The sequence below is a fragment of the Microbispora sp. ATCC PTA-5024 genome (assembly GCF_000511135.2).
Taxonomy (GTDB): Bacteria; Actinomycetota; Actinomycetes; order Streptosporangiales; family Streptosporangiaceae; genus Microbispora; species Microbispora corallina.
This window is the reverse complement of record NZ_KI866525.1, coordinates 686777-707905: the sequence shown is the minus strand read 5'-3', so window position 1 is coordinate 707905 and position 21129 is coordinate 686777. Positions and strand designations below refer to the sequence as shown.

Annotated in this window: 15 protein-coding genes; 6 read left to right on the top strand and 9 right to left on the bottom strand. The window is 72.8% G+C overall.

Translation table 11 applies throughout. From position 1 onward, the window contains the following. Nucleotides 1–1564, bottom strand: a 1564-nt coding sequence (locus tag MPTA5024_RS29150) for an alpha/beta fold hydrolase (protein WP_157099784.1), incomplete at its 3' end; no start/stop codon positions are given. Nucleotides 1565–1887: 323 nt separating this feature from the next. After that, entirely contained in the window at nucleotides 1888–2898 is a 1011-nt protein-coding gene (locus MPTA5024_RS29145; protein ID WP_036330373.1) for a LacI family DNA-binding transcriptional regulator, read from the bottom strand. Between the two features lie 229 nt (nucleotides 2899–3127). On the opposite strand from MPTA5024_RS29145, the gene MPTA5024_RS29140 reads away from it, so the two are divergent. The 3 genes from MPTA5024_RS29140 to MPTA5024_RS29130 all read left to right on the top strand — a co-directional run bounded on the left by MPTA5024_RS29140 (nucleotide 3128) and on the right by MPTA5024_RS29130 (nucleotide 9267). After that, a complete protein-coding gene (locus MPTA5024_RS29140; protein WP_036330366.1) occupies nucleotides 3128–4498 on the top strand; it encodes a glycoside hydrolase family 5 protein in 1371 nt (456 codons plus the stop codon). 209 nt (nucleotides 4499–4707) lie between these two features. Further along, nucleotides 4708–7713, top strand: coding sequence for an endo-1,4-beta-xylanase (locus tag MPTA5024_RS29135; RefSeq protein WP_051458806.1), 3006 nt, complete (start codon nucleotides 4708–4710; stop codon nucleotides 7711–7713). Nucleotides 7714–7755: 42 nt separating this feature from the next. Beyond that, nucleotides 7756–9267, top strand: coding sequence for a glycoside hydrolase family 43 protein (locus MPTA5024_RS29130; RefSeq protein WP_051458877.1), 1512 nt, complete (start codon nucleotides 7756–7758; stop codon nucleotides 9265–9267). 118 nt (nucleotides 9268–9385) lie between these two features. Here MPTA5024_RS29130 and MPTA5024_RS42755 read toward each other — a convergent pair whose 3' ends face one another. Both MPTA5024_RS42755 and MPTA5024_RS42750 read right to left on the bottom strand, forming a co-directional pair. After that, entirely contained in the window at nucleotides 9386–10177 is a 792-nt protein-coding gene (locus MPTA5024_RS42755) for an SDR family NAD(P)-dependent oxidoreductase (protein ID WP_036330364.1), read from the bottom strand. Further along, nucleotides 10174–11166, bottom strand: a complete 993-nt coding sequence (locus MPTA5024_RS42750; protein ID WP_036330363.1) for an AurF N-oxygenase family protein — start codon at nucleotides 11164–11166, stop codon at nucleotides 10174–10176. Before MPTA5024_RS42750 ends, MPTA5024_RS42755 begins: the two co-directional genes overlap by 4 nt. Before the next feature lie 144 nt (nucleotides 11167–11310). Here MPTA5024_RS42750 and MPTA5024_RS29115 point away from each other — a divergent pair, with 144 nt between their 5' ends. Next, complete coding sequence (locus tag MPTA5024_RS29115) at nucleotides 11311–12522, top strand: NAD(P)/FAD-dependent oxidoreductase (protein WP_036330361.1); 1212 nt, start codon at nucleotides 11311–11313, stop codon at nucleotides 12520–12522. 34 nt (nucleotides 12523–12556) lie between these two features. Here MPTA5024_RS29115 and MPTA5024_RS29110 read toward each other — a convergent pair whose 3' ends face one another. The 5 genes from MPTA5024_RS29110 to MPTA5024_RS29090 are packed head-to-tail and all read right to left on the bottom strand — an operon-like array spanning nucleotide 12557 to nucleotide 18022. Beyond that, a complete protein-coding gene (locus MPTA5024_RS29110) occupies nucleotides 12557–13480 on the bottom strand; it encodes an SCO2521 family protein (protein WP_198167453.1) in 924 nt (307 codons plus the stop codon). Nucleotides 13481–13512: 32 nt separating this feature from the next. Next, nucleotides 13513–14469 carry an SCO2522 family protein gene (locus MPTA5024_RS29105; RefSeq protein WP_198167452.1) on the bottom strand — a complete coding sequence of 319 codons (957 nt, stop codon included), beginning with the start codon at nucleotides 14467–14469 and terminating at the stop codon, nucleotides 13513–13515. Continuing rightward, a complete protein-coding gene (locus MPTA5024_RS29100; protein ID WP_036330359.1) occupies nucleotides 14466–15380 on the bottom strand; it encodes an SCO2523 family variant P-loop protein in 915 nt (304 codons plus the stop codon). Before MPTA5024_RS29100 ends, MPTA5024_RS29105 begins: the two co-directional genes overlap by 4 nt. Then, nucleotides 15381–17216 (bottom strand): SCO2524 family protein, encoded by a 1836-nt coding sequence (locus MPTA5024_RS29095; protein ID WP_036330356.1) that lies wholly within the window; start codon nucleotides 17214–17216, stop codon nucleotides 15381–15383. Further along, nucleotides 17213–18022, bottom strand: a complete 810-nt coding sequence (locus MPTA5024_RS29090) for a hypothetical protein (RefSeq protein WP_036330355.1) — start codon at nucleotides 18020–18022, stop codon at nucleotides 17213–17215. Before MPTA5024_RS29090 ends, MPTA5024_RS29095 begins: the two co-directional genes overlap by 4 nt. 364 nt (nucleotides 18023–18386) lie before the next feature. On the opposite strand from MPTA5024_RS29090, the gene MPTA5024_RS29085 reads away from it, so the two are divergent. After that, complete coding sequence (locus MPTA5024_RS29085; protein ID WP_198167451.1) at nucleotides 18387–19388, top strand: 2-hydroxyacid dehydrogenase; 1002 nt, start codon at nucleotides 18387–18389, stop codon at nucleotides 19386–19388. 116 nt (nucleotides 19389–19504) lie between these two features. Further along, on the top strand, nucleotides 19505–21097 hold the full coding sequence (locus tag MPTA5024_RS29080) for a 5-guanidino-2-oxopentanoate decarboxylase (protein WP_036330349.1): 1593 nt from the start codon (nucleotides 19505–19507) through the stop codon (nucleotides 21095–21097). The last annotated feature ends 32 nt before the right edge of the window (nucleotides 21098–21129 follow it).

The following is a 21129-nucleotide window of genomic DNA, read 5'->3' as shown; positions in this document are numbered from 1 at the left end:
CCGTGATCCGCCCGCTGTCCGCCGTCGTCCCGGCCGCGCGGGCGGCGTCGCTCGTGCCTGTCGGGTCCGCCGCCGCGGCGGGGGAGCCGCTCCCGGCGCCGGCGTCGCTCGCGGCGGTGGTGTCGTCCGGGCCGGGCACGGAGCCGACCGGGGCCGTGGCGTCCGGCAGGACGGTGCTCTCGTCCCGGGCCGCGGGCAGCTTCCAGGCGCCGCAGACGGCCGCGTCGAGGACGGCGGTGAACAACCGGGGGTGCTCGCCGTCGGGGAACCGGTTGAACGGCACCTCGTCCTGGCACTGGACCGCGTAGTAGAGGCCCCATTCGTGTGAGGTCAGCCCGTCGCCGGCCTGGTCCACGAGCGGCTGCAGCAGGTCGGCGCGGCCGTCCGCCAGGCCGTCCACCAGCGCCGGCATGACCGGGATGACGTCGGCCTCGTGCAGCGCCTCCTCCAGGATCGTCGCCACGTCGTCGCCGTTGAGCTGGACGGCGATCCTCTTGCGCGTCAGCGGGTCCTGGGTCTCGTACGTCTCGGGGTGGGCGTTGAAGCGGGCCACCATCGCGTTGAAGCGCGCGGTCAGGCCGAGCTTGGCGACGGCGGACGCGAGCGCCTGGCCGGCCTCGTCGTACCACTTGGCCGAGGCGGGCAGGAAGGAGTCGAGCACGACGCTGCGTGTGCCCTGGGGGTCCTCCGAGGCGGCCAGCAGCATCGAGCGGGTCGAGTAACTGACGCCGAACAGGTTCCACTGCCGGTAGCCGAGGGCCCGGCGCAGGTCCACCACGTCGGCGGCGATCTCGGCGGTCTGGTAGCCGCGCAGGTCCACGTGCTCGGCCTCCAGCCGCGACTGGCAGGCCAGCGCCTCGCGGACGAGCGGGCCGGTCTCCTGCGCCGTCGGACCAGGGGTCTTCAGCGTCTCGACCACGCCGCGCACGATCTCCGGGCAGCTCAGCCGGGGCTCCGAGTGGCGGCCGCCGCGCTGGTCGACCACGACGACGTCCCGGTCGGGCAGCATGTGCGCCAGGAACTCGACGAGCTGGAGCGAGGCGGAGCCGGGGCCGCCGCTGGAGTACACGACGGGGTCGGGCCTGTGGCCGGGCGCGGACGACTTGTGGACGGCGAAGGCGACCTTGATCGTCCTGCTGTTCGGCACGTCACGACGTTCGGGGACGAGGAGGAAGCCGCACGTCGTGCCGGCGGGGACGGCCAGCGGGCACTGCCGGTTCTCGACGGTCGGCTCGTCCGCGAAGGCGGTGCGGCGCGGGCCCGCCAGGGCACGGGCGACGCCGGGCGGCCTCGTGCCCGGTCCGGCCGAGACGGCGGCCGAGGCGGCATGTGACGTGAACGCCGTCGCCCGCGCTTCCGTGCTCACGGCGGCTGTGGAGGCGGCGAGCGGCGTGAGTGCGGTCGCCCGGGTTTCGGTGCTCTCTGCGGCGGTGGAGGCGGCGTGCGGCGTGAACGCCGTCGCCCGCGCTTCCGTGCTCACGGCGGCGTCCGCGGCGACCGGCGACGCGATCGGGCCGGCCGCGAGCAGGGCCGTCAGAAGGGCGACGAGGAGAGCCGCAGTCACGGCCGCGGCCGACGCCCTGACGGCCGCTCCACACCCACTCAGCAACCGTCAGCCCCGTCCCCGCGAACCCGGCGATATCCGCAGAAACCTTAGCGCGGATCCCCGCCGGTCGTGCCCGCGATCCCCATCCCCGCGAGGACGGAGGCCTACGACGCCGCCCTGACGCCATCCCCGACCCGTGCGCAGGGTGGAGGCACCGGCCGCGACCGCCGCGAAGAACGCGACCGCCGTGACCGGTGCGACGGCTCGCCAAATAGCGCGTCGCCCGGGCGGGCTCGGCGGCCGCGGCCACTGCGGCGGCCGCGGCGAGCGTGCCGCACGTGTCAGCGGGGGGTGGCCGTGCTGTCGCGGATCACGAGGTCGGTGGCGAGCTCCACACGCCGGGCCTCGGTGCCCTCGCCCCGCCCGATGGCCAGCACCATGCGCGCGGCGAGCGCGGCCATCTCCTGCAGCGGCTGGCGGACCGTGGTCAGCGGCGGCCACGCCGAGCGCGACAGGGGCAGGTCGTCGAACCCCACGACGCTCAGGTCCTCCGGAACCCGCAGCCCCCGCTGGCGCGCCGCCTCGAAGACCCCGAACGCCTGCATGTCGCTGCCCGCGAAGATCGCGGTGGGCGGGCGGTCGAGCGAGAGCAGCCCGTGCCCCTGGTCGTGGCCGGAGTTGACCAGGAAGTCGCCGTACCGGATCAGCTCCGGGTCGATCGGCACCCCCGCCGTCTCCAGCGCCGCCCGGTAGCCGTCGATCCTGGCCCGGCTGCACAGCATGTCGGCGGGCCCGCCTATCATGCCGATCCGGGTGTGGCCGAGGTCGAGCAGGTGGCGGGTGGCGGCCAGGCCGCCGTGCCAGTTGGTCGCGCCGACCGAGGCGACTCCCGGCGCCGGCTCGCCCTCCGGGTCCACCACGACGAACGGGATCGACCGGGCGCTCAGCTGGCCCTGCTGCCGGACCGAGAGCCGGGAGCCCACGATGATCACGCCGTCGGTGCGCCGGGCCGCTATCCGCTCCAGCCAGTCGCGCCCCGGGCCCGCATGGGTGTGCAGCACGGAGATCACGACGCTGGCAGCGGCCTCGTGGGCGGCGGACTCGGCCCCCCGCACCAGCTCCATCGCCCAGGGACTCTCGATCTCGGCGAAGACCAGGTCGAGCAGGCCGACGGGGCCGTCTCCCTGGCCGGTCCTGCGCTGGTATCCGTGCTTGTGCAGCAGGCGTTCCACCCGCTGCCGGGTCTCGGGGGCCACCTCCGGACGCCCGTTGATCACCTTGGACACGGTCGGGACGGAGACGCCGGCCTCCTCCGCGATCTGGGCGATGGTCACCCGCCTTTTCACTGGCATGGAGCAGATCGTAGCCGAAACTTTCGGAGTCGTCCGCATCGGTGTTCCCAGGTGAGGGCCATGACGCTTGGGATCGCTCCCACGGCGCCCTTGACGGTTAACGTTCGGTTTACTTATTCTCCGGGTCGCGAAACATTCGGATACATACCGAAACTTTCAGGCAAAATGGGGGAGGTCGTGCCCGACGGCCTCCCGGGCCGGTCGGGCGGTTTCGTCTTAGGGAGATTTGATGGCGCTGCGTGTCTCCGGAACACGACTGGTCGACGACACGGGCAGCCCTGTACGGCTGCGCGGAGTCGGCCTCGGCGGCTGGCTCAACATGGAGAACTTCATCACGGGCTACCCGGCCAACGAATCGGGGATGCGCTCCGCCGTGCGGGAGGTGCTGGGCGAGGAGCGCTACGAGCTGTTCTTCGAACGGTTCCTCGAGTCGTTCTTCTCGGAGGCCGACGCCGACCTGCTGCGGGAGGTGGGCGCCAACTGCGTCCGGATCCCGGTGAACTACCGGCACCTCGAGTCCGACGACCGTCCGATGGAGGTCGTCGAGCACGGCTTCCGCCACCTCGACCGGGTCATCAGGGCGCTGGGCGAGCGGGGGATCTACAGCGTCATCGACCTGCACGCGCTCCCCGGCGCGCAGAACCAGCACTGGCACTCCGACAACCCGACCCACGTGGCGTCGTTCTGGCAGCACCGCCACTTCCAGGACCGCGTCGTCAACCTGTGGGAGGCGGTCGCCGACCGCTACAAGGACGACCCCTGGGTCGCGGGCTACAACCCGGTCAACGAGCCCGGCGACGTCAGCGGACGGGTGATCGGCCCCTTCTACGACCGCCTGGTCAAGGCGCTGCGCGCGGTCGACCCCGGGCATGTGCTGTTCCTCGACGGCAACACCTACTCCACCGACTTCTCGATCTTCCGGGAGGTATACGAGAACACGGTGTTCGTCTGCCACGACTACGCGCTGGCCGGGTTCGCCCACGGCGGGCCGTACCCGGGCTACACACGCGGGGAGTGGTGCGACCGCGGTGAGCTGGAGCAGGCCTTCGAGCGGCGCACGCGATTCCAGCGGGAGACCGGCACGCCGATCTGGGTGGGGGAGTTCGGCCCGGTCTACACCGGAGATCCCTCGGTCGACGAGCAGCGCTACCAGATCCTGCGCGACCAGCTGGAGATCTACGACGCCCACGGCGCCGGGTGGTCCCTGTGGACCTACAAGGACGTCGGCCTGCAGGGCCTCGTCTGTGCCGGCGGGCCGTACATGCGGCGGTTCGGCTCGTTCATGGCGAAGAAGAAGCGGCTCGGCGCCGACCGGTGGGGCTCGACGATGGAGGAGTCCGGCGACGACCTCGCCCCGCTGCACCGGCTGGTCGAGACCGAGTTCCCGACATGGGACCCCTACCCCTGGGGCTCCCGCTACCAGACCGACGACCTGGTCCGGCACATCCTCGTCGCCCAGGCGCTGCTCCCCGAGTACGCCGAGCTGTTCCGCGGCCTCGACGACGGCGAACTGCTCGCGCTGGCCGACTCGTTCGCCCTGGAGGGCTGCTCACGGCGTGAGCCGCTGATCCGGCTGCTCACCGACAACCTGACCGGCTGACGACCTCACCCGCTCACCGACCTGACCGGCCGACGACCTCACCCGCTCACCGACCTGACCGGTCAGACCGGCTGACCACCTCACCCGCCGACCCCCTTCCCGCACCCGCCGACCGGCGGCCGGGCGCCCACGCGCACCCGGCCGCCGGCCGGCCCACCCCTTCGAGAACCCCCCACGAGCGCCCCCGTCGCTCCGCCCGAGGAGAGCCCATGTCCACCGCACGTCCCCGGGCGGCGTCCGCCCTGATGTGCCTCGCCGCGCTCGTCGCGGCGCTGCTGGCCGCCCCGTGGGCGCAGGCTCCCGCCCGCGCCGCGGCCGTCCAGGTCGCCGCGTACGACTTCGAGGACGGCACCGCCCAGGGGTGGGGGCCCCGGGGCGGCGCGACCGTGACGGTCACCCGGGACGCCGCCCACTCCGGCTCGTCCTCACTGCTCGTCACGGGCCGTACGGCGACCTGGGAGGGGGCGTCGATCACGACGCCGTTCGAGAAGGGGGTGACGTACGCGGTGACCGCGTACGCCCGGCTCGTGAGCGGGCAGCCGTCGAGCACGATCGCGCTGACCGTGCAGCGCACCCCGGACGGCGGCGACACGACGTACGAGCGGGTGGCGGCGGGGACCGTGACCGACGGCGGCTGGGTGGAGCTGTCGGGCACCTACAGCTTCGGCGCCGACTCCACGGGCCTGCAGCTCTACGCCGAGAGCTCCGACGCCACGTCGCAGTACTACATCGACGACGTCGTCGTCACCTCCGACACCGACCCCACGCGCTCGGGGCTGGCGACCGACTTCGAGAGCGGGACGGCCCAGGGCTGGTCGCCGCGGGCCTCGGCGACGCTCACGCCCACGGCCGACGCGGCGCACGGCGGCGGCCGCAGCCTCGCCGTGACCGGCAGGTCGGCCTCCTGGGACGGCCCGGCGATCAGCGTGCTCGGCAAGATGGCGAAGGGCGAGAAGTACACGCTGTCGGCGTGGGTGCGGCTCGGCCCGGACACCCCGTCGGGGAACCTCGGCCTGTCGATCGAGCGGCACACGAACGGCACCCCCAGCTACGAGCGGGTCGCCGCGCCCACGGCCGTCCCGGCCGGGGAGTGGGTGCATCTCACCGGCACGTACACCCTCGCCTACGACGTCGACTTCCTCAGCGTGTACGTCGAGTCCGACAGCGGCACGTTCCCCTTCTACCTGGACGACTTCACGCTGGCCTACGTCGCCCCGAAGCCGATCCAGACCGACATCCCCTCGCTCAAGGACGAGGTGCCGTTCACCATGGGGTCGGCCGTCACCCGGCCCGACACCCTCGGGGAGCACGGCAGGCTGCTGCTCAAGCACTTCGCCCAGATCACGCCCGGCAACGAGCTGAAGTGGGACGCCACCGAGCCGAGCGAGGGGCAGTTCACCTTCGCCGACGGCGACTACCTGGTCGACTACGCCGTCGAGCACGGCCTGAAGGTCCGCGGGCACACGCTCGCCTGGCACAGCCAGACCCCCGACTGGGTGTTCAAGGACGGCGACCGCGACCTCACTGCGTCGGCGGCCGACAAGGCCCTGCTGCTCAAGCGGCTGGAGAACCACGTCCGCACGCTCGTGACGCGCTACAAGGGGAAGATCGCCACCTGGGACGTCGTCAACGAGGCGGTCGACGAGAACCAGCCGGACGGCCTGCGCCGCTCGAAGTGGTACCAGATCGCCGGGCTGGACTTCATCCGGACGGCCTTCCGGGTCGCCCACGAGGCCGACCCCGCCGCCAAGCTGTTCATCAACGACTACAACACCGAGTTCCCCCGCAAGCGGGACGCGCTGTTCGCCCTGGTCAAGAAGCTGAGGGCCGAGGGCGTCCCGATCGACGGGGTCGGCCACCAGCTGCATCTGAACATCGAGCAGCCCCCGGCGTCCTCCGTCGAGGACACGATCGCGAAGTTCGCCAAACTCGGCGTGGACCAGCAGGTCACCGAGCTGGACGTGAGCGTCTACACCGACTTCGTCTCGATGTACGACACCGTGCCGGCCGAGGTCCTCGCACTGCAGGGGTACCGCTACAAGGAGCTGTTCGACGTCTTCCGCCGGCACCGGTCCCAGATCAGCTCGGTCACGGTGTGGGGCGTGTCCGACGACGTGAGCTGGCTGCGGTCGTTCCCGATCACACGGGTCAACGCGCCGCTGCCGTTCGACGACGACCTCCAGGCGAAGCCGGCGTACTGGGGCGTCGTGGACCCCTCGAAGCTGCCGCCGCTGGTGCGGAAACTGGAGGCTCCCGCGGGCACGGTCCGGGTGGACGGCGCGCGCGACCTCGAGTGGAACCTGCTGCCCGACGCCCCGATCGCCCGCGTGGGGGACGTGTCCGCCGGCTTCCAGGCCCGCTCCGCCCCCTCCGGTCTGTACGTCCTGGCCGAGGTGAACGACCCCACCGACGACAGGGACGACGCGGTCACCTTCACCGTTGGCGGCACGGCGTACCAGGTCAAACGGGGCGGCGCGCACCCCCGTGGCGTCGACGCGGCCGTGCGGCGGACCCCCGGCGGCTACCGGGTCGAGGCGCGGCTCCCGTCGGGCTCGGCCACCGCGACCACCGTCGCCGTCCACGACGCCCACGGCCGGACCGACGTCACCTGGGCGGGCGCGCTGACGTTCACGCCCGCCGTCAAGGTCACCACGGCGGCCCACGCGCGGCCCGTCGTGGACGGCGCGGCCGACCCCGTCTGGGCCGCCGCGCCCGAGGTGCGCACCGCCACCTGGATCCAGGGCACCTCCGGTGCCACTGCCCGGGTCCGGGCTCTGTGGCACGGCGGCACGCTCTACGTCCTCGCCCGGGTCACCGACCCCACGCTGAGCGCGGAGTCCCCCGACCCCTGGCAGCAGGACTCGGTCGAGATCTTCGTGGACCCCGAGAACGGCAAGACCAAGGGATACGGAGACGACGACGGCCAGTACCGGATCGCCTTCACCGGTGCGCAGTCGTTCGGCGGCACCTTCGACGCGGCCGGGATCAAGGACAACCTGACCAGCGCGGTGAAGACCGTGCCCGGCGGCTACGTGATCGAGGCGGCGATCACGCTGCCCACCGTGACCCTGGCCCCGGACGCCCTGATCGGGTTCGACGTCCAGGTGAACGACGCCACCGGCGCCGCCCGCACCGCCGCGGCGACCTGGAGCGACGCCAGCGGCCGCGGCTACCTGGACACCAGCCACTGGGGCGTGCTCCGCCTCGTCCAGTGACCCTCGTCAAGCAAACCCTCACCGATGAGCGCGGAGGCGCCGATGCGGACGTACACGAACCCGGTGATCCCCGGGTCCTACCCCGACCCGTCGATCTGCCGGGTGGGCGAGGACTACTACCTCGTCACGTCCAGCTTCGAGTGGTTCCCCGGTGTTCCGATATTCCACAGCAGGGACCTCGTCCACTGGCGGCAGATCGGGCACGTCCTGGACCGGCCGTCCCAGCTCGACCTTGACGGCGTGCGCCCCTCGGGAGGGATCTACGCGCCGACCATCCGGCACCACGACGGCGTGTTCTACATGATCACCACGCTCATGGACGAGGCGGGCACCTTCCTGGTCACCGCGGACGACCCGGCCGGGCCGTGGAGCGACCCCGTCTGGCTGCCCGCCCTGCAGGGCATCGACCCGTCGCTGTTCTTCGACGACGGACGGGTCTGGGTGACCGGCACCCGGGAGAAGGCGAAGGCCGCCTATTCGGGCGAGACCGAGATCTGGCTCCAGGAGCTCGACCGGGCCACCCTCGCCCCGATCGGCGAGGAGCACGTCATCTGGGAGGCCGTCCAGCGGGGCGCCGTGTGGTGCGAGAGCCCGCACCTGTACAAGGTGGGCGGCCGCTACTTCCTGCTGACCGCCGAGGGCGGCACGGCCGACGAGCACTCGGTCATGGTGGCCCGGGCCGACCGGGTGACCGGGCCGTACGCGTCGAACCCGCGCAACCCCGTCCTCACCCACCGCCACCTCGGGAGCCGGTACGCGATCACCTCCGTCGGCCACGCCGACCTGGTGGAGACGCCGGACGGCGAATGGTGGGCCGTCCTGCTCGCCGTCCGCCCGTACGACGGGGGGCGCAACCTGGGCCGGGAGACCTTCCTCACCCGGGTCCACTGGGAGGACGGGTGGCCGCTCGCGGACCTGGTCGCGCCCGAGGCCCCGGCGCCGGCGCAGCAGGAGCACCGGTGGCCCGCCGAGCCCCTCTGCGACCACTTCGACGCGGAACGGCTGTCGCCCGTGTGGAACCTCCTCCGCACGCCGCGGGAGCCGTACTGGAGCCTGGAGGGCGGCCGGCTGCGCCTGCGCCTGCGGCCGGAGACGCTCGCCCAGCGCGCCAACCCCAGCCTCGTCGCGCGGCGGCAGCAGCACCGGGACTTCGCGGTCCACGCCGCGCTCGACTTCTCCCCGTCCGCGGGGGAGTGCGCCGGGCTGGTGCTGGTGCGCGACGACGACAACCACGTCCTGCTCGTCCGGACCGCGCGGGGCCTGCAGCTCGTCCGCCGGGCCGGTGGCAGGGACGAGCTGCTCGCCTCCGTCCGCGTCCCCGAGGGCCGGCTCCACCTGGGCGTCGAGGCGCGCGGGCAGTCCTACCAGGCCCGCTTCGCCGTACGGCCGGGCGAGTGGCGCGACGTCGGCGGCCCCGTCGACGGGCTCCTCCTCAGCCCGCCGCCCGCCAGCGGCTTCACCGGCGCGTACGTCGGCATGTACGCCAGTTCCAACGGCCACCCGAGCACGGCGGTGGCCGAGTTCGACTGGTTCGAGTACCGGCCGCTCTGCTGACCGGCCCCGGCGCCGGCCTCCTGACCGGCGCCGCCCGCGCGGCCTGTCCGTGCGGGCAGCCCGGTCAGGCGCAGGAGCCCGGTCAGGCGCAGGAGCCCGGTCAGGCGCAGGAGTCCGGTCAGGCCAGGAACCGGCGGAAGGCCGAGCCCGCGACCCGGGTGGCCAGGCCCGGCGAGAGCCGGGCGAGCCGCCACGCCACCCGCGCCGAGGCCGGCGCCACGATGAGCGCCCGGTTGAGGGCCACGCCGCGCAACACGTCGCGGGCCAGGTCGTCGGCCGGGTAGAGCCGCCCCTGGGCGCGCAGCGCCGCGGCGCGGGCCTCCCGGCCCACCTCGGTCTGCGGCAGCCCGGGATTGGCGTTGTCGAGCAGCGGCGTGTCCACGAACCCGGGACAGACCACGCTGACCCGCACCCCGTGCGCGGCCGCCTCGGCCCGCAGCGCCAGCGACAGCCCCACTACGGCGTGCTTGGCCGCGGTGTACGGGATCATCAGCGGCGCCGGGGTCAGCCCGGCCAGCGACGCCGTGTTCACGATGTGCCCGTACCCCTGCTCGATCATGAGGGGGTACGCCGCCCGGACGCCGTGGACCACGCCGCGCAGGTTGACGTCGATCGTCCGGTTCCAGTGGTCGAGCGTGAGCTCCTCGGCGCTGCCCCCGACGGCGATGCCGGCGTTGTTGAACAGGAAGTCGAGCCGCCCGTGCTCGGCCCGCACCCTGCCGGCCAGGGCGGCCACGGCCTCGGCGTCGGTCACGTCGAGGGCGGCGCCGTCGCAGTCGAGCTCCTTGGCGACCCGGTCGGCGTCCCGGACGTCGGCGATCACCACGTGGACCCCGCGCCGGACCAGCCCGGCCGCGACGGCCCGCCCGATGCCCGACGCCCCACCCGTGACGATGGCGGTCTTCCTCACGCTGCTCTCCCGGTGCTCCGCTGGTCGTCCCAGATGCCCATGATCCGCCACAGACGGCGGCTGACGGGGTTCACCATGCCCAGCTCCGCGCACAGCTCCCGCGTCCGGCCCACGGATTCGCGGATCTCGGCCGCCGCCGCGGGGTTGTCCGTGTAGACCTCCCGGACCACGTCGTCCGGGATCCGGAACGCCGCGATGAGCGAGGCGGGCGGGGACAGCATGATCCTGGCCATGATGCCGATGATCACCGGGGCGATCAGGCTCAGCGCGAGGCGCCGGTGACCGGGCATCCGGGGGACCCGCCGCCGCAGGTAGTGCCGGGCGAACGAGATGTGCCGCGCCTCCTCCGCCACGTGGATGCGCATGATCGTCTCCTCCAGCGGGTGCCGGGCCCGGCCGTCCCGCAGGGTCTTGCGCTGCACGTGGTCGATCGGGTCCTCCCCGCCCAGGACGAAGATGAAGAACAGCTCGGTCGAGATGAGCGGGATCCACGGCACCACCTGCGCGAGCGTGGTCAGCGGCAGCGGCATCCCGCGGATCGGAAGCTTCGTGCGGTTGACGAACTCCTGGAACATCATCCCGTGATGCCCCTCTTCGATCATCTCGTGGTAGACGTACCGGAACTCCGGGGAGCCGTTCGGCAGCCGGTAGGCGTAGTTGAGCAGGCCGCGCTTGAGCAGGTTCTCGAACTGCAGGCCCACCTTCATGGCCGTGGCCACCCGCCACAGGCCGATCCGCGCGCGGACCTCCGGCGGCCTGCTCCGGTACCAGGGATGCCCGCCCAGCTTGTCGACGGGCGGCAACTCCCATCGCGGGTCCGACTGGCTGACCAGGAACTCGGGATCGTCCCAGGGGATGTCGGCGTAGGGCTCCCAGTGCTTGTCGACCGAGGCCTTCGACAGGCGCTCGATGACGGCCTCGTACGCGCTCCTGTCGGCGACCCTCTCGTCCTTCTCCCTGCTCGCGGTGGTCCTGGGCGCAGCGGACATGACGGCACTCCCTTCCGGCGCCGTAATTGTACTTTGGATCCAATAGGTCGGGAAGGGATGACTTCCGCCGAGATGGGAGACCGGTCCACCTCCGGCCGCTAGCCTTCCGACTGACCCAGGGACGCCGACGCATCGGGAGCACGTGTGCCTGACACCTGCGATGTCGCGATCATCGGCGGGGGCGTGGTCGGATGCGCCGTCGCGCATCGGCTCGCCGCGGACGGTCGCAGCGTCGTGCTCGTCGAGTCCGGCCCGCGGCTCGGCCTCGGCGCCTCCGACGCCGCGATGGGCGGCATCACCCCGCAGTCGGAGCCGTCCTGCCTCGGCCCGCTCGGCGCGGTGGCCGGGCGGAGCCGCGAGCTCTACCCGGCGTGGCTCGACGAGCTCGCCGCGGCCTCAGGGGTCGTCGTGCCCCTGCTCGACGGCGGCGACATCCAGGTGGCGCTCGACGAGGCCGAGATGGAGCGCCTGGAGACCGAGGTCCTCCCTGTCTGGACGAACTCGCCGTTCGCCGTCGAGCGCCTCACGGCGGCCGACGCCCGCGGGCTGGAGCCGCTGCTGAGCGAGTCGGTCGCCGGCGGGTTCCTGCTGCCCGACGAGCTCGCGCTCGACCCCCGCGATCTGCTGGCCGCGCTGGCCGCGACGCTCGAGGCGAACCCCGCCGTCCGCGTGCTGACCGGCACGAGGGCCACGGCCGTGACGTCCGGTCCCCGGGGCGCCCGCGCCTATCTGGACGGCGGCGACCGCGTGTCGGCCGGGTTCGTCGTCGTCGCGGCGGGCCTGCTGAGCCGGGAGCTCCTCCCCGGCCTCCGTGACCACCTGCTGCCCATCAAGGGCATGGCCTACGACGCCCGCGTGCCGGAGGCGAGGTCGTACCCGCTGCGCCACCACGTGTACGCGGAGTTCTCGGAGGACGGGGTCGAGCACAGTCCCTATCTCGTCCCCCGGCACGACGGCCGGGTCGCGATCGGCGTCACGTACGAGATCGGAGCGGAGGACCTGACGGTGACCGGCGCCGGGCTCGCGGAGATCAGGCGCGGTCTCGAGGCCCTCATGCCGGCGGCCGTCTCCTGGCCGGTGGAACGCCGCTGGGCGGGCCTGCGGCCCGCCACGACCGACCGCATACCGATCATCGGCCCGGTGGACGCCAACGGCTACGTGCTCGCCGCCACCGGCCACGGAGGGCTCGGCATCACCCTCGCCCCCGTCACGGCCGACCTGGTCGCGGCGCTCGTCCGCGGAGGCGCCGACGCCGGCGCGCGCGAGTTACTGCGGATCTGCCGTCCCGACCGGCCCCTCGTCCCCTGGGGGCCGGACGGCGGGCCGGTGGACGGGGAGAGGTCCGCGGCGTCCTGACGCCGTCGCCGGCGAGGACGGGCATACGGGAGCGTCACCGCCGCCTCCGTCCGGCTTCGGCCGTGTCCCTGAGAAGGGCCAGGGTGGTGACCGCCATCTGGTCGCGCACGCGGTCCACAAGAGACTGCCACTGGCGGCTGAAGCCGGGACGCCGGTCGAGGCTCTCCCAGTAGGGCGCCATCGCGTCGCCGAGCCGCGCCGCGGGCATCCACAGGTGCAGGAGGTGGTCGACCGCGGGGGCCAGCCTGGCGGCCGCCTGCAGGCCCGGCACGGCGCCGATACGCGCCCGTTCCACCATGACCAGGAGCGTGGTGAGCAGCCAGTCGTGCAGCGCGAGGTCCTCGCAGAGCTCGGCCACGGCGGGGGTGAACGCCCCGTCGTGCACGACCAGGACCGACCGTGTCTGGTCGCTCCGCAGGACGAAGCGGATGGCCGGCTCGCCGCTCTCCGCCGCCCATCGCAGGCGGGTACGGGGGACCCTGAAGGGGGCCCGGCGGTCCAGCAGCGGGGACGACTGCGCCAGGTCGAGGAGGCGCCCGCTGATCGCGCCGAGGTCGAGGCAGCCGTGCGGCGGGTCCTCGGCGAACCCGTCGGCCAGGTCCCGCTCCTTCGCCTTGCCCAGCACCTCCACGACCCCCGGCCGGGCAAGATAGTGCGACCAGGGCAGCCGCCGGTCGGCCTCCGCGCGCGTCAGGCGGACGTACGACGACCCTTGGGCGACCCGTCCGCCCGTGATCGCGCACCGGGACAGGACCGTGCCGACGCCCCTGACGCGGGACTGCGTGGCGGACGGCAGCCGGCAGTCCACCCCGGTCAGCCGGTCCGGGGAGACGGCGTGCACGATCGGCCGCCGGGAGACCCGCACGGTCTCGCCCGCCATCAGCGCGAGCACCTGCCGGCAGGTGGACTCCTCGATCTCCCCGGAGTTCTGCAGCAGCCCCGTGTGCACTTCCCCCATGACCGGCATCGGCGGTGCGGCTCCCCGTCTGGTCAGCAGAACACGTACGAGACGCGGTCGACGAGCTCGTCCTCGAGCCGGACGCCCTCGCTCTCGCTCCGCGCGGCGACCTGCCGCAGGACCTCGGCGTCCACCGCCACCTGGCCCAGGATGGTCCGTACGGCCAGCTCGACGGGCAGGAACCGGGGCGAGAGAACCGACAGCGTCGTGTACGCGCTGAACGGCTGGGCTTGGTCGTTCACCTGGACGACGGCGGGCAGGGCGTCCCAGCCCTTCGGCCACGCGTCCGGGGCGGGCACGGGCAGCAGGGGGACGCGGCCGTCGCTGCGCAGCATCCCGAGCCGCAGGAGCTGCCAGACCGCGGCCAGGAAGGGGCACGACCACGTGCGCCCCGGACCGTTCTCGTCCCACAGCTCGACATCGACGAAGATCGAGTGGCCGCGCTTGGCGTTCTGGGTGGGCGGCGCCCACCGCTGGGCCCTCCCCATCGCCTGCACGGTGCCGTCGCCGGGGGAGCGGGCGCCGTTGCACAGCCACCCCGTCTCCTGCACCGGCGGCCGCGAGCCGGTGGTCCCCGGCGGGGGGTCGCCGACGAGTCGGTCCTCCACCAGCCGGGCCGGCTCCACGCCGTCGGCCTGCGCGCAGGCCGACTCCCGGGCCAGGTAGTCGACGGACAGGCCCTCCTCGGCCGCCGTGCCGAGGATCATCGGCACCAGCTCGGCGGGGCTGCTGGACCGGCTGAAGTAGTCGTCCACGAGGAAGCACGTGCTGACCCTGGCCCGGCCCCCGGGCACCCGCTCCTGCCACATCGACCGCACGGTCCGCGCCCAGGGGGCGACGCGGCGGAACTGCTCGCGCAGCCGTTCCGGGCCGGCCTCGACGTCCTCCATGTAGAGATGGCCGAGCTCGACGGACACGTGGGAGAGGGGGGCGGAGGCGATCCTGCGCTCCGCGGCCACCTCCCCGAACGCCGCGTTCACCGACGTCACAGGCCCTCCCACGCGCTGTCGTCCACGATCTTCCTCGCCAGGTCGTCGAACGCCGCCGCCGTCTCCGCGTTCGCGATCTTGCTGGCCAGCACGTCCTCGTCGGAGATGAGCTGCTCGCGCCACTGCAGGACGGGGTCGAGCGGGATCCTGCCGAGCATCGCCGTACGGCCGACTCCGTGGCGGCGGGCGAGCTCGCGCAGCTCGTCGTCACAGGTGCTCAGCCAGGCCCGCTGCTCGTCGCGCAGGCCGGCCAGCTCCGCCGCGCCGGGCTCCAGGACGGCGGTCCGCACGAACCGGATGCGGTCGCGCAGCTCGTCCGGGTCGTGCCCGAACCGCGCCGCCACGTCGAGCAGCCCGTCGGCCCCGGTCACCAGGCCGTCGGCGGCGATGATGTGCTGGCGCGTCCAGCGGTGGAACACCAGCCAGCGGAACGGGACGCGGGGCGGCCGCGCGGTGGCCTGCAGGACCAACTCCGCGGTGAACGACCGGCCGGCGCTGAGGTCGACCAGGCACAGGTCGAACTCCTCGTCGATGCGGCCGAACAGCTGCGCGCAGCGCCGGACCACCTCCTCGTCCACCGAGGACAGCTCGCCGCCGCCCTCGCTGCCGGGGAGCAGGACGAGCCGGCCCGAGCCGGGCGGCCTGGCGCGCAGCGCCTCGCGGTCGGACTCGGCCCACACGTCGAGCCGCAGCGGCTCCGCCAGGTAGCCGCGCAGGTACTCGTGCAGGCCGCCCTCCCTGGCCCCCCGGGCCGCGGCGCCGATGCCGAAGATGGCCCCGGCCGTGGGGGAGCCGAGGTCGAAGTCGAGGTAGCAGGCGTCGTGCCCCTGCAGCGCGTGGCGGTACACGACGTTCATCGCGGTGACCGACCGGCCGGTCCCGCCCTTGTCGGAGATCGCGAAGACCAGCACCTACATCGCCTCCGTGGCGCTGTCGCGTGCGGCCGCCAGGCGCTCGAGGTCGAGCAGGGCGTCCTGGGTCAGAGCCAGCGCCGTCGCCGGACGGTCGCTGAGGATCGCCCGGGCCCGCTGCAGGGCGGCCTGGACGCCGCGCAGCTTGGGCTGGACCGTCTGGCCGGCCACCAGCGGCCGGGTGACGAGCTCCCGGTCGAGCAGGTGCTCGGCCTCGCCCAGCGTCTGCATGGCCAGCTCGACGAGCTCCGGGCTGCTCAGCGGCGTCTCCGCCCCTGCGGACGCCGCGGAGACCAGGATCTCCACGACCCGCTCGGTCATGTACCAGGACGGCTCCTCGTGGCGCGCCTCTACGTCGGGGAACACGTTGCCGGGCTGGTCCCACAGGCCGGCGCTCGGACCGTCCATGAAGCGGCGTCGCGAGATGTGCCGCCAGATCTGGTCGGCCAGGGCGAGCAGCCTCTCCCTCGTCCCGGTGTTCCGGGCGATCGAAGCGGCCCAGATCGTGCGTTTCAGGAGCTTGACGGCGAAGTCGGAGACGATCCACACCAGGTCGGGCCCCAGCTCCTCGCCGCCGAGCAGCCGCACCGGAAGGCCGGGGGAGTGCAGGTGGACGGACGGGTCGCCGGGAATCGCCCTGCGGGTGATGCGCGCCCGCATGGCGAGCTCCTCCAGCACGCCCGCCACCCGGCCGAGGTCCACGTCCGAAGAGCGGTTGCTCACCAGGCTCTGGATCACCATCGCGCTGACGCCCAGGCTGAAGTAGTCCGATTCCCGCTCATCCGTCGTCTGCCACGGGATGTCCTCGAGGGGCCAGGCGCCCCGGCCCGACATGGCGACCGTGCGCCAGTAGTGCTGGGTGAGGTCCCAGCGCCGCTGGATCGCCTGGGCCAGGGTGAGCTGCTCGTCGTCCAGCAGGCCGAGGACGCGGGTGCGCCCGGAGAACAGGTCGGCGATGCCGACGAGGGCGTTCACGGTGAAGTACAGGAGCGGGACGTCGGCCGCCACGCCCTTCGGCTGGGGGCCGATCGGGAGCGGCGTCGCGACGTCGGGGGCGTCCTTCACGATGCCCCACGTCCATCCGCACTCGAACAGGAGATTGTCGTTGTCGAGGTCGACCTGGCTGCCCGAGCCGATCGTGAGGTCGCGCAGCCCCGCACGCACCGGCCGCAGAGCCCTCCGCAGCTCGTCGAGGACCCGCCGGTCCGGGGCGCCGGTCTGGTTGACCTGGCGCAGGAGGGTCCGGCCCTGGGGGGAGCCGGGATCGAACGCGTTGACCGTGAAGCTGCGCAGCAGGCCGACCATGGCCGCCGACAGCCGGCGGCTCGCGAGGTCCTCCAGCTCGCGGATCTCCCGGCGGATCGGCTCCCGCCTGACGCTCTGCCGGAACACCTTGAGGAAGCCGAGCGTGCCGAGCGTGAGCGTGACCGACATCGAGAACGAGTCCACGACGTCGAGCCGGAGCTGCTCGGCGGTGGGCGTCGCGTCCTCGTCCGCCGTGCGGAAGTAGCCGCCACCGGAGAAGACGGGCCGCCCGTCCTCGGCGGTGTACGTGCGCAGGTAGTCGCCGATGACCTTCAGCAGGAGCTTGGGGATCTCCACGGAGTCGCCCAAGTGGGCCAGCGCGGCCAGCACGTCGTCGGCCGTCTCGTCCGGCGTGTCCAGCCGGAAGCCCGGCAGCTCGGAGGCCGGATACATGAAGCACAGGAGCTGCTCGGCGTCGGAGATGGAGTTGGACCCGTCGCGTCCTCCCCAGCTCCACGAGCCGTCGCGGCAGGAGACGCGGGCGGCCGCCTCCCAGAGCTCGAGAAGCCGCTGGCGGGGCTGCAGCCTCACGGCGGTCCCTGCCTCCCCACGGGATGCGTGTTCACCGTCAGCTCCAGCAGCTCCTCCGGCTCGTCGAAGGGGACCGACCGGTTCTCCAGGTCCCGCCACATCTGCATGAACACCTCGAGGAAGTCGGCCTTCGCGTCGAGCACGATCAGCTCTCCCAGGAGCTGGAGGTTCCGGTGCCGGTCGAAGTGCTGCAGGGAGAGGACCAGGGACCGTCCGTCGACGATGATGAACTTGTAGGGGTACCTCTGCGCGGCGACCCTGATGGACACCATGGTCGGGTCGTCGAGCTCCTGCCGCAGCCGCAGCATGGCGAGGTAGTGGTCCAGGGCCTCGGTGCGCGTGGCGGAGGCGAACGGCTTGAAGGCGGTGCCGTCGCCCCCGCCCGCCTCGTTCACCTCCACCTGGCAGATCCGCCGGTACGCGATGGACGGCATGCTCTGGCGGACGTGCCGGAGCACCGCCTCGTGATGCTTGCGCATGTGCTCCGGGTTGACGTTGGCGCCGCTGTCCGGCCAGTCCCCGTTCCGGGAGACGAAGTCGAGCACGTGGATGCTCTTGCGCGCCCCGACCAGAAGCTGTGTCAGGGGGTCGGCTTCGAGGTTCGTGAATTTCCTGATCTTGTCGATGTGCTGGAGTTCGACGCGCATACCCGATTGGCGAATCAGGTCCGACATCTGGCGTTCGACGGCCTTCAACGCCTGCTCGCGGCTGCCCAGCATGGCGACCGCGGCGAGGGTGACGAGGCTGAGGAGTCCCAGGGCGGTCAGCGCGATGCGGACGGGACTGTCCAGGAGTCCCTGAACCACGGCGCCAAGGACCGCTCCCGCGACCGCGCTCGCTATCGCGAGCAGAGTGCGGCTCAGTGCACCGGAATTTGTCAATATGCGCTCTCGGATATCGAAATCAGTTATTGGTTTAAGATCATACATCGCCTGCCGATTGACATGAAGGCCGAATCATTGCACTTGTACGGGTGGGCCCCAAGATGTATTTCGGTCTAGCCGCAACGATGGGTATCGCATAAAATGAGTGATATGCCTACACTTGAGACGGAAGTTGCCCGCGCTGCATCGTTGAGGAGCGGAGGCGGCCCTGGTCTCTGAACGGGGGATCGGCGGCGACCGCGTGATGCAGGAGCACGGCGATCACGCCCACCTCCGCCCGGCCGGCGTGAACCCCCCTCCGAAAGCCGCGCGGATCCTGGTCACCGGCGCGTGGATCGACGAGTCCCTGCTGTCGCCGCTGCGCGACCTCGGGTACGCCCCGCGCCGGCAGTCCTCGCCCTTCCTCACCGAGGACGCGCTGATCTCCGAGCTCAGGGGCGCCGTCGCCTACCTGCACGGCGGCGAGGAGCGGGCGACTCCGCGGGCGCTGAGGGCGGCGCGCGAGACGCTCAGGGTCGTCGCGTTCCTCGGCGTGGGGTATGAGAACTTCGTCGACGTGGCCGCCGCCGACGAGCTGGGCATCGTCGTCACCAACACGGCGGGCGCCGCGACGGATTCGGTGGCGAGCTTCACGGTCGGGCAGATCATCAACGCCAACTGGCGTATTCCGCAGGGTCTCGGCAATCGCGTCCCGGACTGGGGCGGACCGCACGACCTTCCGCATGAATTGAGCGCGCGAAGAGTCGGCATCATCGGACTGGGCGCGATCGGCGCGAGAATCGCCGATATCCTCACCCGCTCGTTCGGCGCGGACGTCGCCTATTTCAGCCGGACGCGCAGGCACGACGTCGAGGAGGCGCTGGGGCTGCGGTTCCTCCCGCTGCACGAGCTCGCCGAGCGCAGCGACATCCTCGTCGTGATGGTCCCCGAGACCGAGAAGACGCGGTCCATGGTCGACGCCGGGGTCCTCGCCCGGATGCGCCCCGGCGCCGTCGTGGTGAACACCGCCCGCCCGGCCATCGTCGACCCGGCCGCCCTGCACGCGAGCATGCGCAAGGGCGAGGTCCATCTGGCCGTCTTCGACGGCTACTACGGTCCCGACTGCGAGATGGGGCGGCGCCTGCTGGACGACTTCGGCGACCGCGTCCTCGTCACCGGGCACGTCGCCTCGCACACCCAGGAGGCGACGGCGCGCATGGTCCGTCAGGCGGTGCGTTCGATCGCGAACGTCCTCACCGCGGGCGGCGACGAGCACGCCGTGGGCCTGGCCAGGAGAACCCGGCGGTAGAGGGGAAGAAGCGGTACTGTCCTCCACGTGGGACGTGGCACCCGGATCTCCTGCCTGCTGGGAAGTGATGCGTGGCCGGTCGAGAATCGAATCCCGCCCCGGCGCCGTCCGCGTCGATGACCGGGGCCGCCGCGCTGGTGGCGGCTCTGCGGCGGTACGGCGTGGACACGGCCTTCGGCATCCCCGGCGCGCACAACCTCGCGATCTACCAGGAGCTCGACCGCGCCGGCGTCCGGTGCCTCACACCGCGGCACGAGCAGGGCGCGGGGTACGCGGCGGACGGGTACGCCCGGGTGACGGGCGGGCCGGGAGTCGTGGTCACCACGACCGGACCGGGCGTGGTCAACGCGGCGGCCGCCCTCGCGCAGGCGTACTCGGACTCGTCCCCGGTGCTGCTCGTGTCCCCGGGGGTGCCCACCGACCACCCCCGTCACGGCCGGGGCTATCTCCACGAGAGCAAGGACCAGACGGGTTCGGTCGGGGCGCTGTGCGCCTGGAGCCACCGCGTGTCCTCGGTGCGGGAGATCCCGGCCGCCGTCGCGCGGGCGTTCGCGTCGTTCGCCGAAGGGCGGCCCCGCCCCGTGCACATCGAGATCCCGGCCGACCTGCTGGACGCGGAGGCCGAGGTCGCGCTGGCGCCGCCGTACCGGATCGCTCCCCGCACCCCCGACCCGGACGCGCTGGACGAGGCCGCACGGCTGCTGGGCGGGGCGCGGCAGCCGGGGGTGGTGCTCGGCGGCGGGACGCAGACGCCGGGCGACGACGGGCAGCCGGTGGGCCGCCTCGCCCTGCGCGTCGCCGAGCGGCTCGGCGCCCGGATCGTCACCACGGTCAACGGCAAGGGAGTGGTGCCCGAGAGCCATCCGCTGGCGCTGGGGACGACGCTCCGGATCGACGTCGTCCGCAGGTGGCTGGCCACGTGTGACGTCGTCCTGGCCGTCGGCACCGAGCTGGGGCCCGCGGACCTGTGGGAGGACGGGTTCGCCCTCGGGGGGCGCCTCATCCGGGTGGACGTGGACCCCGCCCAGATGTACGGCGACCACGTGGCCGACGTCCCGATCGTCGCGGACGCCCGGCTGGCGCTGGCCGGCCTCGCCCGGCGGCTGGACGAGACGCCGCCCTCCTCGCCACGTGAGCCGCGCGGGCACCCGATGCCGGACCACCGCGCCGAGCTGGCGGACGTCACCCGGCGGTGGGCGGGCCAGATCGCGGCGCTGCGCCGGGCGCTGCCGGACGAGACGATCATCGTCGGCGACAACTCGATGATGGTCTACCACGGCGCCCTGGTCGCGCTGCCGATGGACCCGCCCGGCCGGTTCCTGTTCCCCACCGGGTACGGCACGCTGGGCTTCGCCCTGCCGGCGGCCATCGGCGCCAAGACGGGCAGGCCCGACCGGCCGGTGGTCGCGCTGGCCGGCGACGGGGCGTTCCAGTTCAGCCTGCAGGAGCTCGCCACGGCCGTCGAGCTGCGCCTGGCGCTGCCGATCGTGATCTCCGACAACGGCGGCTTCGGGGAGATCCGCGACGAGATGCGGCTGCGGGGCATGCGGCCGGTCGCCGTCGATCTCCACGCCCCCGACTTCGCCGCCCTCGCCCGCGCGTACGGCGCGAAGGGGCGGGCCGTGAAGACGCCGGCCGAGCTGGAGGAGGCGGTCGCCGAGGCGCTGGAGGCCGAGGTCCCGACCGTCATCGTGGTCCCGGAGGGCTGACAGCGCAGGGGGGCGCGAGCCGCCGCCGTGGA

What these genes read in the sequence shown, in the direction of transcription:
- MPTA5024_RS29130 (WP_051458877.1), top strand. Translation starts at nt 7,756, where the DNA reads ATGCGGACGTACACGAACCCGGTGATCCCCGGGTCCTACCCCGACCCG.
- MPTA5024_RS29080 (WP_036330349.1), top strand. Translation starts at nt 19,505, where the DNA reads ATGACCGGGGCCGCCGCGCTGGTGGCGGCTCTGCGGCGGTACGGCGTG.
- MPTA5024_RS29135 (WP_051458806.1), top strand. Translation starts at nt 4,708, where the DNA reads ATGTCCACCGCACGTCCCCGGGCGGCGTCCGCCCTGATGTGCCTCGCC.
- MPTA5024_RS42750 (WP_036330363.1), bottom strand. Translation starts at nt 11,166, where the DNA reads ATGTCCGCTGCGCCCAGGACCACCGCGAGCAGGGAGAAGGACGAGAGG.
- MPTA5024_RS29145 (WP_036330373.1), bottom strand. Translation starts at nt 2,898, where the DNA reads ATGCCAGTGAAAAGGCGGGTGACCATCGCCCAGATCGCGGAGGAGGCC.
- MPTA5024_RS29140 (WP_036330366.1), top strand. Translation starts at nt 3,128, where the DNA reads ATGGCGCTGCGTGTCTCCGGAACACGACTGGTCGACGACACGGGCAGC.
- MPTA5024_RS29110 (WP_198167453.1), bottom strand. Translation starts at nt 13,480, where the DNA reads ATGGGGGAAGTGCACACGGGGCTGCTGCAGAACTCCGGGGAGATCGAG.